Origin of the sequence: Legionella micdadei, from assembly GCF_000953635.1 — a bacterium.
GTDB classification, from domain to species: domain Bacteria; phylum Pseudomonadota; class Gammaproteobacteria; order Legionellales; family Legionellaceae; genus Tatlockia; species Tatlockia micdadei.
On the sequence record NZ_LN614830.1, the window covers coordinates 1 to 14445 of the forward strand.

Consider the following 14445-nt stretch of genomic DNA (forward strand, 5'->3'; position numbering starts at 1 on the left):
GTTAAATTTATCTGTTGATATATTTAAAAAATTCAAATATATCAATTAATTACATTTTTTTTATTCTGTTAAAAATCACTGTCTTTAGTTATGGATAACCCCTCGGATAAGATCGAAGCATCCGAAACGCACTATTCTATCCACCAGATTTGTTGAGCTTTTACCTTACTCTATTCACAGATTTCTAAGTCTTCAACTTCAATTTAACCTATGACGTTTCGCTTTCTCTTGATTACTTTTATATAAAAATTTTATTCCGACTGTGGATAACTCTGTTTTTTTGTCGATGGCACGGTATAATTAATCCCCCGTGTAGTATAAATGATAGCCTCACGTGCTCTATATTGTTTAAAGTTTAAACAAGTCATTCATTACCGAAATATTCTTTTGAAGAATATTCAGTAGTAATATAACTTAGCTTTTTTGGCCTGGTGCACCTTTTATTTTTGCCTTGTTTAAGGAGTTTTTGTGTCTGAAGATGTTTGGAAGAAATGTCGGGAGCTTCTTGAGGAGGAGTACCCGCCGCAACAATTCAATACGTGGTTACGTCCTTTACAGGCTGAAGTTCACGATAACGGTCTTGTTTTATTAGCACCTAACCGTTTTGTTGTGGATTGGGTTAAGAGAAATTTTTATACTCGTTTAAAAGAATTGATCAGCCAAATTGGCGGGGATGCCTTTTCGTTATTAAGTATTAGTATCGGAACAAAAACGGCTGAGCCTGTTTCTACTGATAGCCAATCCATTATAGCCCCAATCAATGTTCCAAAACCAACGCCTAAAAAAACAGCTGACTATAAAAACAGTTATCTCAACAAAAAATTTGTTTTTGAAAGTTTTGTCGAAGGAAATTCAAACCAATTAGCACGAGCTGCGTCATGGCAAGTTGCCGAGCGCCCTGGTGATGCGTATAACCCCTTATTTATATACGGTGGTGTCGGTTTAGGCAAAACCCATTTAATGCACGCCATTGGTAATGCTATCTTGAAGAATGATCCTGAAGCTAAAGTACTTTATCTTCATTCTGAGCGTTTTGTGGCCGATATGGTTAAAGCGCTACAAACTAATTCCATTAATGAGTTTAAGCGATTTTATCGATCACTCAATGTGCTGCTGATTGATGACATCCAGTTTTTTGCAGGTAAAGATCGATCTCAAGAAGAATTTTTCCATACTTTCAATGCGTTACTTGAAGGACAGCAGCAAATTATCCTGACCAGTGATCGCTATCCAAAGGAAATCGAAGGCATGGAAGAGCGGCTTAAGTCCCGCTTTGGATGGGGGTTAACTGTTGCTGTCGAGCCGCCTGAGCTTGAAACACGTGTTGCGATATTGATTAGCAAGGCTGAGCAATCGAATATTGAACTTCCTTATGAGGTTGCTTTTTTTATTGCCAAACGCATACGCTCTAATGTTCGTGAACTTGAGGGCGCTTTGCGGCGAGTGATTGCGAATGCCCATTTTACCGGCAAGCCCATTACAATTGATTTTGTGCAAGAGGCTTTGCGTGATTTACTTGCCTTGCAGGATAAGCTAGTTACAATTGAAAATATCCAAAAAACAGTTGCTGAGTATTATAAAGTGAAAGTGGCCGATCTCCTTTCTAAGCGGCGTAGTCGTTCTATAGCTAGGCCGCGGCAGATGGCGATGGCTTTAGCAAAAGAGTTAACTAACCATAGCTTGCCTGAGATTGGTGATCATTTTGGCGGCCGAGATCACACGACAGTCCTTCATGCATGTCGTAAAGTAAAAGAATTAATTCAAGACGATAATGATTTTGCAGAGGATTATAAAAACCTCATGCGAACCTTATCTTCTTGATTCTAGGATAAATCATGTTTGATTTGACACTCACAAAAGAGCAAATACTTAGTCCTTTACTCACTGTTGCAGGAGCAGTAGATAAAAAGCAATCTTTGGCTATTTTATCTAATATTTTACTTCGATTCTCCAATAATCAATTATCGCTAACAGCTACTGATTTGGAAATGGAAATTACCGCTCGTGTTAACTGTGATGCTGACCAAGCACCTTGTCAGATCACGGTTCCTGCAAAGAAATTTGTTGATATTATTCGCTCACTCGACGATGACTCTTGCCCCAATATAAGTTTAAAATCAGGAACCGTCATCATTAAGTCGGGACGGAGTCAATTTAAACTTGCAACCTTACCAGCCGATGACTTTCCATCTTCTGAAACTGAATCAAATGAAGTTGAGTTTTTAATTTCAAAAGCATCGCTTACACATCTTTTGCAATCCACCCATTTTGCAATGTCACAGCATGACGTCCGTGTATTTTTAAATGGTTTGTTAATTGAACTTGATGCCCAGACCATTACTTCTGTTGCGACAGACGGTCATCGTATGGCTATTTGCAAGTTGCCTTATGATCTTACTTTTTCGCATCAACGTTTTTTGTTGCCTAAACGAGGTGTGCAAGAAATGTTGCGCTTGCTGCAGAATGTTAATGATGAACAGGTCAGTATTGCAGCCGGCCGAACACATTTTAAATTATCGACGAACGAATATACCTTTCAGTCCAGATTAATTGATGCACGTTTTCCACCTTATGCTAAGGCTATTCCACGAAACCAGGATAAGTTTATTCTAATTGATAGGGATATGTTGAAACGTGCTCTTTCACGAATCGCCATTCTTGCGCATGAAAAATCCAAGGCGGTAATGTTACAGATGCAGTGTGGCGCCTTAACTCTTATTGCTAATAATCAAGAGCAAGAGGAGGCTATGGAAACACTTGAAGCTCATACTGAGGGTAACGAGATCAAGATTGGGATTAATGCCAGTTACTTGCTTGATGTTTTAAATTTTGTTAACGAAGGTCTTATACGTCTATCAATGTCGACGACAGACAGCAGTATTTTAGTCGAGTCTTTACAGGACGAGTGCTATCAATACATCATTATGCCTATGAAATTATGATTCTTGCCCAATTGCAAATTCAAAATCTGCGCAATATCCATTCCTTACGTTTCAATCTTCATCCCCATTTAAATATCATTGTCGGCCCTAATGGTTCTGGGAAAACTTCTTTTCTCGAATCCATTTACCTTTTAGGGAGTGGCCACTCTTTCCGCACACGTGAAATTACCCCGCTTGTCCGCCATGGCACAGATTGTTTGACCGTCTTTGCTCGGACCCATGATGAACAATCAATCAGTATTCAGAAATCGACTTCTTTACCCACTCAGGTTCGATTAAATAATTATCCTTGCCAAAGCAGTAGTGAGCTTGCTCATTTCCTTCCATGTCAGGTTCTCTATCAGGATCTTTTTCAAATTATCGACGCAGGGCCATCAGTTCGCCGTAGTTTACTTGATTGGGGATTGTTTCACGTGGAACATTCTTATCATTTATTGTGGAAACAGTATCGGCGTGCCATAAAACAAAGGAACAGTTTATTACGCCAGAAGGCCCGCAGAGCGGATCTGGAACCTTGGAATCTCACAATAGAGCAATTAGCGAATAAGCTGGATGCTTTCAGATCGGACTACTTTGTTAAACTAAATAATGTGTTTCAAACTCTTTTAAAGAAATTAACTCAAGTTGAATGCCATTTGCAATATTATAAAGGTTGGGATAAAAAGGGTGCTAATAAATCTTTATCGGCCGTTTTAGCTGACTCTTACGAATTAGATATCATTCGCCAATTTACTCAATACGGTGCTCATCATGCTGATTTGTTGATTGAATCAGAAATGTATAAAGCTAAACAATACCTATCTCGAGGCCAACAAAAAATCGTATTGATTACCCTTAAGCTCGCTCAGACTCTTTTAATGACCACTCCTTGTATTTTTCTATGCGATGATCTCTCAACTGAGCTTGACGATTTACATTTAACTTCACTTTTTAATTTGATTCACACTTTCAATGGCCAGTTTTTCGTTACCGCAACTGATAAAAACTCTTTACCTTTACCTCAAAACTCTGAATTCTTTTCAATGATCAATTTATGAGAAATGTTTCACGTGAAACATCGTTCTAATTAATCAGATACAGTTCGGCTAATTGAATGGAGAATTTAATGACAATGTTGCAGGTTGTTTGAATTGATTGGGATGACACAAGAAAAGTCAGGAAACGAGCGAACAAATCGACCAGACAACGTTATCTGCTAGAAACAATGCTTTATTTGACAGGTCTCAGTAACACAGATTAGAATGGCCTGATTTTTGTCAAAGCACGGTGTTTCAATGGGAAATGGCTCTATAAATATTGCCTTATCAGATCTTACTGCTGCAGTTAAACACTATTCTCTTTTAAGGATATTAGGATCGCAAGATATTCGTCAGCGTTACAGGCGCTCGGCTTTAGGCCCCTTCTGGTTAACTATCAGTATGGGAGTAATGATTGCAACTATTGGTATTGTATTTGGGCAAATTTTTAACTCCTCATTAAGAGAGTTCTTACCATTTTTATCGATTGGAATTATCCTGTGGGGTTTTTTTTCGTCTATCGTAACTGAAGGATGTACCGGGTTTATAGTTGCAGAAGGAATAATTAAACAACTTCCCTTACCGCTGTTTATTCATATTTTAAGAATGATTTGGCGGAATATATTAATCTTAGGACATAATATTCTCATTTTTCCTCTGGTGTTGTTGGCGGTGGGGAAACCGATGTACTGGGTAGCACTGTTAAGTATTCCTGGGTTTTTAGTAGCACTGGTTAATTTAACCTGGGTAGCTTTACTACTAGCTACCATTTGCACAAGATATCGTGATTTTGCCCAGATGGTCACTAGCCTGTTACAAGTGGTATTTTATTTAACGCCTATCATGTGGATGCCAAGTCTTTTACCAGCCGGAAGAAGTTACTATTTTTTACAATATAATCCTGTTTATCATTTGCTCGAAATTGTACGTGCACCTTTGCTAGGTTATGCTCCTTCTTCGACCAGTTGGTTTGTATCAATTATTCTGGCACTACTTGGATGGGGTTTGACTTTAAAAATCTATAGCCGCTACAAGCGGCGAATTGCTTACTGGTTATAAGAAAGAAAAGCTATGGCTTCAATAGAGTTTAATAACGTTAGTGTCGATTTCCCTATTTATAATACAAATAGCCGATCCCTCAAGAAACGACTTATGCAAGTTGCTACCGGCGGACAGCTGGATGCAAATGGGCAAGGTGTTGTTGTGGTTCGTGCTTTAGAAAATTTAACTTTCTCATTAAAAGATGGGGATCGAGTTGGGCTAATCGGTCATAATGGCGCAGGGAAGAGCACACTCCTCCGCTTGCTTAGCGGTGTCTATGAGCCATCTTGCGGAACAGTAAGAATAAAGGGGGAAATTGGTTCGCTTATCGATATTTCACTTGGTATCGATTCAGAAGCCACAGGAAGGGAAAACATTTATGTTCGTGGCGGCCTTCTGGGTTTAACAAGGACAGAGATAAAAAAACACTTAGATGATATTATCGAGTTTTCTGAGCTGGGTAACTTCATCGATGTGCCCGTTCGCACCTATTCAACTGGTATGCATTTGCGCCTAGCATTTGCGGTATCAACAATACTTCGACCCGAAATCCTCGTCATGGACGAATGGCTTTCAGTAGGGGATGAAAACTTCAAACGCAAAGCTGAGAAAAGAATGACCGAAGTTGTCCAGGCTACAAACATTCTTATTATCGCCAGCCACTCACCGGATCTAATACTGAATACATGCAACAGGGCGATATGGCTTGAGCATGGAAAGATAAAAATGGATAGCGCTCCGCATTCAGTTGTGAATGCATACTTTGGCTCATAACCGCAAAATCGAGTTGCCGGACGTCAAAAATTACAAAAGCTTGTAAGGATAAAAGTTTTATCAAAATGGCCTCGCCTCATGAAAGACATTTATCAAAGACACGGTTATCACAGTAAAAATGTGATGTCTTTGCGAGCGTATCGAAGAATCTCAAGCCAAGAGGCTAGTGCATTGACTAACATAAGCTTTTAAACCTATTGTTTTTTACAAAGAGTTGAATGATGTCAGAGGAAAATACACCTGGCTTTTTATGCCATTCCGATGCACTCGAAAATCCAAGGATTGATAGAATGAAAAAATCCCTCAAGGGGATATTGTTTGTTGTTATCTGCGCTACCTATATGGGACTCAGAGTTGGCGTAACGATTGGTTAAGAAAAACTCGATTATTGACGTCGAGTTTTATCCTTTTGATAATGGCATTCCAACAAAAAACACCTACGCTCATGTATTTTCGATTTTAAATCCCGGAGTTTAAAAAATGTTTTAATTCTTGGGTTCAGTTATTTCAACATTGGGTAATTGGATAGCTATTGATTGTAGGACATTAGCGATTTCAGTAAATGCAGGCTGGGGAGACTTGCTCTCGATTTGATTTTAATCGCAGCATTTTAATAAGCGCGTGCTACCTTGCAGGAGATTCTTGACTGTGCTCGGGAAGACGTTACATTTTTAATGGGACAGCCGTGATCTTAAAGAGCGGAATCATACAAAAGAACCCTGATTCGTGGTATACTATTATATTTGATTAGCCATTAGGCAAAGAGGGTCCTCATGAGTGTTGACGCTAGTTATGATTCGTCGAACATCAAAGTCTTAAAGGGCTTAGACGCTGTTAGAAAGCGTCCGGGTATGTACATTGGTGATACAGATGATGGCACCGGCTTGCATCACATGGTTTTCGAAGTAGTGGATAATTCTATTGATGAGGCGTTAGCAGGGTATTGTCATGAAATTTCAGTAATCATCCATGCCGATGAATCAATAACTGTCAAAGATGACGGGCGTGGAATACCTGTAGACATTCATAAAGAAGAAGGCCGATCTGCTGCAGAAGTCATCATGACCATTTTGCACGCAGGAGGAAAATTTGATGATAACTCCTACAAAGTATCAGGTGGTTTGCACGGTGTGGGTGTATCTGTTGTTAATGCGCTTTCTGAAGAGTTGCATTTAACCATTCGTCGTAACGGAAAAGTACACGAACAACACTATCGCAACGGTGTTCCAGATGCACCATTGGCGATGACAGGTGAGGCAAATACGACTGGAACTCAAGTTTGGTTTAAACCCAGCGCAAATACCTTTAGCAACATTGAGTTTCATTATGACATCCTTGCTAAACGCCTACGTGAACTTTCATTCCTGAATTCAGGCGTTCGCATCCATTTATATGATGAGCGTACCCAGAAGCAAGACACATTTTGCTACGAAGGCGGCATTAAAGCGTTTGTGGAACATTTAAACCGCAATAAAACGCCCATTATGCCCGTTGTTTTTTCGCTTAGCGGCGAAAGAGACAATATCAGTGTGGAATTATCCATGCAATGGAATGATTCATTTCAAGAAACCATATTTTGTTTCACGAATAACATTCCCCAACGCGATGGAGGAACCCATTTAGCTGGTTTTAGGGCGGCATTAACGCGCACTCTTAATTCTTATATTGAAAACGAAGGGTATGCGAAAAAAGCAAAAATCACGACAACAGGTGATGATGCAAGGGAGGGATTAACCGCAGTATTATCAGTAAAAGTTCCGGATCCAAAATTCTCATCACAAACAAAAGATAAACTTGTCTCTTCAGAAGTGAAAGCAGTCGTCGAGTCTCTGGTTTCAGAAAAATTGAATGATTTCTTATTAGAAAACCCTACCGTTGCAAAATCGATTGTGGGGAAAATTATCGATGCTGCACGCGCGAGGGAAGCGGCTCGCAAAGCAAGAGAAATGACTCGGCGCAAGGGCGCACTTGATATTGCAGGCTTACCGGGAAAACTTGCTGACTGCCAAGAAAAAGATCCAGCTCTATCTGAACTCTACATCGTGGAGGGTGATTCAGCAGGCGGTTCTGCAAAGCAAGGCCGGGATCGAAAATTCCAAGCAATATTGCCACTGAAGGGTAAAATCTTAAACGTCGAAAAAGCACGTTTTGATAAGATGCTTTCTTCTCAAGAAGTTGCAACACTAATTACTGCTTTAGGGTGCGGCATCGGGCCAGATGAATATGATCCTGATAAGATTCGCTATCACCGTATCATCATTATGACCGACGCTGATGTCGATGGTTCGCACATTCGCACGTTATTGCTCACCTTTTTCTATAGGCAAACGCCAGAACTTATAGAGCGTGGTTATATCTATATTGCTCAGCCTCCACTATATAAAGTTAAACGGGGCAAGCAAGAACAATACGTAAAAGATGACGAAGCCCTCTTTGAATACTTAACGCAAAACGCAATTGATGGGGCAGAATTCTTCCCTGCAAAAGGAGCGCCAGCCATCGCCTCTGTCGCACTGGAAGAATTGGTTAAGCAATATCGTCGTGTTGAGAAAATAATAAAACGTCATAGTAGGCGCTATAACTCTGAAATTCTTCGCAGGATCGGTTACCTGCAGCAGCTGCAAATCGAAGACTTTAAAAATCAGGAATTGATGAGTAATTGGGCAAGACAACTGCACCTGAGTCTTCAGCAGTTAACCAATAAAAACCAACACTATCAAGTAGACATTATTCACAATACAGAAAATGATAGTTACCTTCCGCGTGTCTCGGTCAGGCAGCATGGCTCCGAGCAATTCATTTTATTGAATGCAGAGTTTTTCTTATCTAAAGATTATAAAGAGCTAGTTCATTTAGGAGCGAAGCTGACCACCCTCATTGACGAGGGGGCAATTGTTAAGCGCGGTGAAAAAACTCAAGTGGTTGAGTCATTTGAACAAGCACTTGATTGGCTCATGGATGAGGCGAAACGAGGTCAAACAATTCAACGTTATAAAGGTCTCGGTGAAATGAATCCTGAACAGTTGTGGGAAACAACAATGGATCCGGAAGTAAGACGCATGTTGCAAGTGAGTATAGAGGATGCTGTGGCAGCAGATGAAATATTCACAACGCTTATGGGCGATAATGTCGAACCGAGAAGAGATTTTATTGAAAGCAATGCCCTGGAAGCTGAAAACATAGATGTGTAATAAATAGGTTCTGGGTAACCTATTAACGCCCAAGAAGGAAACCACTTGGGTTTAATAGATTATTTATCGATGGGTTTAGGGCATTTAGATAGTGTTCCTGAATTTTTGAGTAGAGTGTAAAAACTTCAGAAACATTTCCCAGTCTTTCAGTAAATAGAAACCCGTACTAGGATTAAAGCCTAGTCACGGGAGTTTTTTGAAGGAAGAAAGAACTTACTATTAAGTTAAAAGCCGCGTCCCTGCAGCGGAGCACATCCTTTGTGCTTGTCCCTTTCTTTGACATCCTGTCAGACAATCCGTGTCATCCGTTCATGTTTATAAGTATATATATTGTCATGGGGATTTGTCATTGAAGGAAGAGATGTACAATATGTAAGAGATTTCTCAAAGAAATAGTGGCATTGTCTTGATATTGGGCAAACTTAAAGGATTAGAAAGTAGAGAAAGCCAAGCCCTTCGTTGTCAGACTAAGGTTTCGAGTTAGTTATTAAGCCTTAATTAGTGCTAATGAAATCTCTTCAGTCTGGAGGGATATCTATGCCGTCAGGAAACCTTTTATCTCTGGCCAAAACCCAAAAGACCCCTAGCCTCTTCCAATAGTTCTGGGCCATTAGTTAGAAGTAAGCCAGGATTGCTAAAAAACCTAAGCCCTGGGGAATGATAATTATCTCTTGCTACACCTTCATGTACCTGAGAATTGGGATGTGCATAAATACTATCGGTTTCAGATGCACTCTCTTCGTCTTCTTGTTGTTCGAAGTATGAAAATACTTTCTCTATGCCTTTATATGGAATTACAAACGTTAGGGCTAAAAATACAGATGGCATCAGGATCGCACCAATAATTGCTAGGCCAGCAGCTAATGGAGCTAGTAAAAGAATAGTGAATAGGGTTTTGAGTAAGAGATGTTTTATAAAATTTGAGGTTAGGGAATTTTCATCAGAAGAGGGGGAAAGCCAATCAAGAAGCTTATTTGTAATCCCCCCGCTGGCACGCAGAGCGCAACCAAAAATAAGGATGGGAGAGACTAAAGCCAGGCCCGCCATTAGCAGAGCTGTAGCTACTGCGCTAGCGATGGCTACCTAACGGTAGGCACACCACTGTTAGTGTGTTAACTATAGCATTTTTAGCCATAAAAACTGAAAACCAAAACATTCAGTTCGTAAAATAATAGTTTATAGGGAATCAAATGGAATTGGAAACGATAATCAAAAAATTATAAACAGAGAGGTTTTTGGTTGCATTTTTCGCAAAAAAAATTTTATTTAAGCATAAAGTTTTTCATTTGGGCGCCGATTATAAAGATGAAAGCAGTTGCCTGAAAAAATAATAATAAGGAGTAGGCAATGATTAAAAATCATCTCTTACAAGATCCCTTTCTAAATGAATTACGTAAAGAAAAGGTTCCAGTATCCGTGTTTTTGGTTAATGGCATTAAATTACACGGTGTGGTTGATGCTTTTGATCAATACGTAGTGATGCTTAAAAATTCAGTGACGCAAATGGTTTATAAACATGCAATATCAACCGTTGTGCCATCACGTATGGTTAAGTTGCCCACTGGTGACGAAGAGGGAAATATGGCAGACTAGCAGCATTCTAGTTAATGGAAAATGCCGTCTTGTTTGAACGTCCACAAAGTGGCGAGCGCGCCATCTTAGTACAATTGGCGCTTCCTGGTGTTGATGCAGAAAAAGCATTAGCTGAATTTAAGGAACTGGCTCTTTCTGCACAAGCGGAGATAGTAGCTTGTGTGCTTGGTGCTCGCGCCACTCCAGAAGCGAAATATTATGTAGGTTCTGGAAAAGCTGAAGAGATTCAACAGCTTGTTTCAGCACATAATGCAGAACTCGTTTTAGTCAATCATGAACTATCCCCTTCTCAAGAGCGAAATCTGGAAAAATTACTTCAATGCCGGGTAGTGGATCGTAGTGGCCTGATTCTCGATATTTTTGCGCAACGAGCCAGGACTTTTGAAGGAAAATTACAAGTCGAGTTGGCTCAATTACAACACATATCCACCCGATTGATTCGTGGTTGGACTCACTTAGAGCGCCAAAAGGGGGGAATTGGGTTGAGGGGGCCTGGCGAAACCCAGCTTGAAACAGATCGGCGCCTGGTACGCGAGCGTATTAAATCGATTAACAAGCGGTTAGAGAAGGTAAGACGAAGCAGGGATCAGAACCGTCGCGCGAGACAAAAAGCGGCATTACCTACTGTATCCCTTGTAGGGTATACAAACGCAGGAAAATCCACGTTATTTAATGCATTAACAGGGGAACAAATTTATGTGGCCGACCAATTATTTGCCACATTAGATCCTACGATGCGTAAGATAGAGCTACCGGGTGCAGCTGCAGCAATTCTGGTCGATACGGTGGGCTTTATACGTGATCTCCCTCATCAATTGATTGAAGCATTCCGTGCTACGCTTGAAGAAACAAAAGAAGCAGATTTACTCCTGCATGTGATTGACATTGCTGATCCACATTGGCGTGAGATGGCTTTCTCTGTACAACGCGTACTTACAGAAATAGGTGTCACTGATGTGCCCACCATTCAAGTTTTTAATAAAATCGATTTACAAGAAGGTTGGTGTCCAAAAATTGACTGTCAGGAAGACACTTGCAAAGTATGGGTTTCAGCTAAAAGTAATGCTGGTCTTGATTTGCTTCGTGAAGCTATTGTTACCCAATTGCAAGGTAAAATTAACGTAGAAGAAGTATTCATTAAACCTTCGGAAGCAAAATTGCGCGCTAAACTTTATCAATTAGATGCAGTTATTGAGGAAACGCCTGCTGATGAAGGTGGGTGGCATTTGAAAATTAAATTGACAGAGGTACAGCGAAAGCGTTTGTTTGCTGAAGAAAAAACAGAAAGCAAAGAGATTTGATGACATTTTTCGTGATGCCTTAAGATGTAGCATTTCCAGATAGGGACTGACCTATTCCGAGAGCCAGGACTTGTTTGTGGATCTAGAAGAAGTAGTTCACAGCAATCGCCCCTGTTGTAAATTTCGAAGCATGGGGTCCAGTCACTGAAAACCAAATTCCACCAATAATCCCCAAAGAAGACGTGAAGTTAAACTCAAGGGCTGGAGCTAAAGAAACAGAATCTCCACCTGCTCCCCCGATACTTGCGAGGGTACCGCCAGGAGTAAACCCTGGGTTACCGCTAAAACCAGTATTAGAACTGTGAACATAAAGGACTTCAAAAACCGGAGCCCAATGCTGAGTAAGCGAGTATTCAAAAGCTAAATCAGCAGAATAAATGTTTCCAGGATGGACACTACCCTCTGTCAGATCAGTTCCTCCAAAGGCATTAATCCCATGGACACTAGAACTGCCTGGAAATGCTGCTACCAGGCTTAAACGGCCACGTAAATAATGTTGATTACGAAGTTCCCATAACTTCTGGAAATTAAAACCAAAAGAAGTGATATAAGAACCTATCCCTGTTTGCTCTGTCCCGAGTTTTCTCGGATCGAGATTCTCAAATCTTCCTGTAGGAAAAATCTCTTGAATAGTAACTCGTAGATCAGGTACCCAACTTTTCTCTTTCTGCCTTAATAGTTGAATCCCCAATGCCAAACTGTAATCGGCAATTTCACTTGCGTGTTGATGATCAACCCAGCTGTAGTCATAGGGAAGCGCGGTTTGTAAATCTAAGAAATCGGTGAGGCCAGCTGTTAGGATAGGAACGATTTCAATATTCTTAAAATGTGCGGGATAAGTTGTATAGAAGCCGTAGGGTTCAAAATTAAAATGACCTGCTGGAATGGTTTTACCAGCTGGAGCAAGTAACGGTCCTGTCCACCATGGCCCTGCCATTGCAACATTAGTAAAGAGTAATAAGAAGAAAACTCGCAAATACATAATGAAGCCAATTTAAATTGGAAAATAGCATTTTAAACTTTTTTTATATTTATGGAATTGATTTTGCTGCAATTTGCAATAAATTTTTCCTACTTAAGGACTCTGGTTTCCTTAGAAAAATTAGAGGATTCTGTTGACTTGATTTAATGCTCTAGCCATTTTCGCGATGATCAGAAATTGCCTGATTCAAACTTTTTAGGGTTTGGCTGCCATATAAGGCCCCTTGCAATTTACCTTCAGGGTTGAAAACAAAGGTCGCAGGTACACCGCGTATGTCACCTAATTCGAGATCTCGAGCTGGGTCATGCCGTAAGCTTGGGTAGCTTATTTTGTATTTTCTAATTAAGGCGAGTTGATGGGATAATGGAAGCGCATCATAATTCACGGCAAATAGAGCAACTTTATCATTGCTTTTCTTATAAAAACGATTTAATTCAGTAATTTCATCAATACAGGGTTGGCACCAGCTAGCCCAATAATTAATTAGAACCCACTTGCCTTTTAGACTATCAAAAGGAATAGTATGGCCACTGATATCTCGTAAGATCACATTTGAGCTGTATCCAGAGGTTGCTGTAAGCAGAAAAACAAAAAATGAAAGAATTAAATTGATGCACCGCATTCAAAAACTCCTATGAAGCCAATTGGAACCATTTTAGCATAGTCATTTTGATTTAGATCAGTCATTGTTTATTAGTATTGTGCTAGGCAAGATACCTGCATTTAATCTATCCTAAATTGAATCTTTCTAATGGGTGCCAGCGATGAAAGCTATTCATGTTGAACAGCAATTAATTGGAACATTAATTCGAGAAGGCGCAGGGGTAAAGCTGATGCGCTATATCGGCGCAGACAGGAAAAATCCGTTTGAGCCAATTCTCTTGTTTGATTTTTTTGATAGTAATAATGAAATGGATTACGTTGCGGGTTTTCCTAACCATCCCCATCGTGGTTTTGAGACTATTACTTATCTTTTGACAGGCCAAATAGCCCATCAGGATAATCAAGGACATCAAGGTGTAATTGGTCCGGGTGATGTACAGTGGATGACCGCAGGGCGGGGAATTATCCATTCAGAAATGCCACAGAAAAATAAAGATGGCATTACTGGGCTTCAATTATGGCTAAATCTACCTGCTGCTAGTAAATGGACAAATCCGCGTTATCAAGAATTTACCGCATCTCAATTGCCTGTGGAACATCATGATTCAGGAGTTAACGTCAAAATAATTGCAGGTAAAACGGATAAGGGAACTCAATCTCCAATCATTGGTATTGCCACCGATCCGCTTTTTTTCGATATCCATTTACCCAAGCACCAAACCTTCGAGCAACAAATTCCTAGCGGCCACCAAGCGATGATTTTCGTTTTATCAGGGGAAATTAAGATTCAGGGGGAGGTTGTTAAATCACGGCACTTGGCTATTTTAGGCTCAGGAGATGTGCTAATTTTGCAAGGTCTTACCAGTGATTCACAGTGCTTGCTCATTGCTGCTAAGAAATTAAAGGAGCCAATTGCTCGGCTTGGTCCTTTTGTTATGAATACTGAGGAAGAGATAATGCAAGCCTTAGACGATTTTCGCAATAACCGTTTTTAATCAAGGA

The 14445-nt window shown here is 40.2% G+C and carries 12 protein-coding genes; 9 read left to right on the forward strand and 3 right to left on the reverse strand.

The window, feature by feature from the left end:
- The first annotated feature begins 468 nt into the window (after positions 1-468).
- The 6 genes from dnaA (at position 469) to gyrB (ending at position 8964) form a co-directional block, all read left to right on the forward strand.
- Complete coding sequence (gene dnaA, locus LMI_RS00005; protein WP_045097975.1) at positions 469-1821, forward strand: chromosomal replication initiator protein DnaA; 1353 nt, start codon at positions 469-471, stop codon at positions 1819-1821.
- 14 nt (positions 1822-1835) lie between these two features.
- Positions 1836-2942 carry a DNA polymerase III subunit beta gene (dnaN, locus tag LMI_RS00010; RefSeq protein WP_045097976.1) on the forward strand — a complete coding sequence of 369 codons (1107 nt, stop codon included), beginning with the start codon at positions 1836-1838 and terminating at the stop codon, positions 2940-2942.
- A complete protein-coding gene (gene recF / locus LMI_RS00015; protein WP_231852189.1) occupies positions 2906-3979 on the forward strand; it encodes a DNA replication/repair protein RecF in 1074 nt (357 codons plus the stop codon). The genes dnaN and recF overlap by 37 nt, the downstream gene beginning before the upstream one ends.
- Before the next feature lie 237 nt (positions 3980-4216).
- Positions 4217-5017, forward strand: coding sequence for an ABC transporter permease (locus LMI_RS00020; protein ID WP_045097978.1), 801 nt, complete (start codon positions 4217-4219; stop codon positions 5015-5017).
- Positions 5018-5029: 12 nt separating this feature from the next.
- A complete protein-coding gene (locus tag LMI_RS00025; RefSeq protein WP_045097979.1) occupies positions 5030-5773 on the forward strand; it encodes an ABC transporter ATP-binding protein in 744 nt (247 codons plus the stop codon).
- A 773-nt stretch (positions 5774-6546) separates the two neighbouring features.
- Positions 6547-8964, forward strand: coding sequence for a DNA topoisomerase (ATP-hydrolyzing) subunit B (gyrB, locus tag LMI_RS00030; RefSeq protein WP_045097980.1), 2418 nt, complete (start codon positions 6547-6549; stop codon positions 8962-8964).
- A gap of 555 nt (positions 8965-9519) precedes the next feature.
- On the opposite strand, the gene LMI_RS00035 is transcribed toward gyrB, so the two are convergent.
- Positions 9520-10011: a hypothetical protein gene (locus tag LMI_RS00035; protein ID WP_045097981.1), complete on the reverse strand. Its 492-nt coding sequence runs from the start codon at positions 10009-10011 to the stop codon at positions 9520-9522.
- Positions 10012-10311: 300 nt separating this feature from the next.
- Between LMI_RS00035 and hfq the strand changes: the two genes are divergently transcribed.
- Together hfq and hflX are read left to right on the forward strand one after the other, a co-directional pair.
- The gene (hfq, locus tag LMI_RS00040) at positions 10312-10557 is read left to right on the forward strand and encodes an RNA chaperone Hfq (RefSeq protein WP_045097982.1); all 246 of its coding nucleotides are present in this window, start codon (positions 10312-10314) and stop codon (positions 10555-10557) included.
- Positions 10558-10586: 29 nt separating this feature from the next.
- A complete protein-coding gene (gene hflX, locus LMI_RS00045) occupies positions 10587-11858 on the forward strand; it encodes a ribosome rescue GTPase HflX (protein ID WP_045100456.1) in 1272 nt (423 codons plus the stop codon).
- An 82-nt stretch (positions 11859-11940) separates the two neighbouring features.
- Here the strand turns inward: hflX and LMI_RS00050 are convergent, their stop codons facing one another.
- Both LMI_RS00050 and LMI_RS00055 read right to left on the reverse strand, forming a co-directional pair.
- Entirely contained in the window at positions 11941-12840 is a 900-nt protein-coding gene (locus tag LMI_RS00050) for a hypothetical protein (RefSeq protein ID WP_045097983.1), read from the reverse strand.
- A gap of 151 nt (positions 12841-12991) precedes the next feature.
- Positions 12992-13462, reverse strand: coding sequence for a TlpA family protein disulfide reductase (locus tag LMI_RS00055; RefSeq protein WP_045097984.1), 471 nt, complete (start codon positions 13460-13462; stop codon positions 12992-12994).
- 142 nt (positions 13463-13604) lie between these two features.
- On the opposite strand from LMI_RS00055, the gene LMI_RS00060 reads away from it, so the two are divergent.
- Positions 13605-14438, forward strand: coding sequence for a pirin family protein (locus tag LMI_RS00060; RefSeq protein ID WP_045097985.1), 834 nt, complete (start codon positions 13605-13607; stop codon positions 14436-14438).
- The last annotated feature ends 7 nt before the right edge of the window (positions 14439-14445 follow it).

Excerpts from the sequence above, each read along its gene's own strand:
- dnaN (WP_045097976.1), top strand. The coding sequence starts at position 1,836 with ATGTTTGATTTGACACTCACAAAAGAGCAAATACTTAGTCCTTTACTC.
- LMI_RS00020 (WP_045097978.1), top strand. The coding sequence starts at position 4,217 with ATGGGAAATGGCTCTATAAATATTGCCTTATCAGATCTTACTGCTGCA.
- LMI_RS00025 (WP_045097979.1), top strand. The coding sequence starts at position 5,030 with ATGGCTTCAATAGAGTTTAATAACGTTAGTGTCGATTTCCCTATTTAT.
- gyrB (WP_045097980.1), top strand. The coding sequence starts at position 6,547 with ATGAGTGTTGACGCTAGTTATGATTCGTCGAACATCAAAGTCTTAAAG.
- LMI_RS00035 (WP_045097981.1), bottom strand. The coding sequence starts at position 10,011 with ATGGCGGGCCTGGCTTTAGTCTCTCCCATCCTTATTTTTGGTTGCGCT.
- hfq (WP_045097982.1), top strand. The coding sequence starts at position 10,312 with ATGATTAAAAATCATCTCTTACAAGATCCCTTTCTAAATGAATTACGT.
- LMI_RS00050 (WP_045097983.1), bottom strand. The coding sequence starts at position 12,840 with ATGTATTTGCGAGTTTTCTTCTTATTACTCTTTACTAATGTTGCAATG.
- LMI_RS00055 (WP_045097984.1), bottom strand. The coding sequence starts at position 13,462 with ATGCGGTGCATCAATTTAATTCTTTCATTTTTTGTTTTTCTGCTTACA.
- LMI_RS00060 (WP_045097985.1), top strand. The coding sequence starts at position 13,605 with ATGAAAGCTATTCATGTTGAACAGCAATTAATTGGAACATTAATTCGA.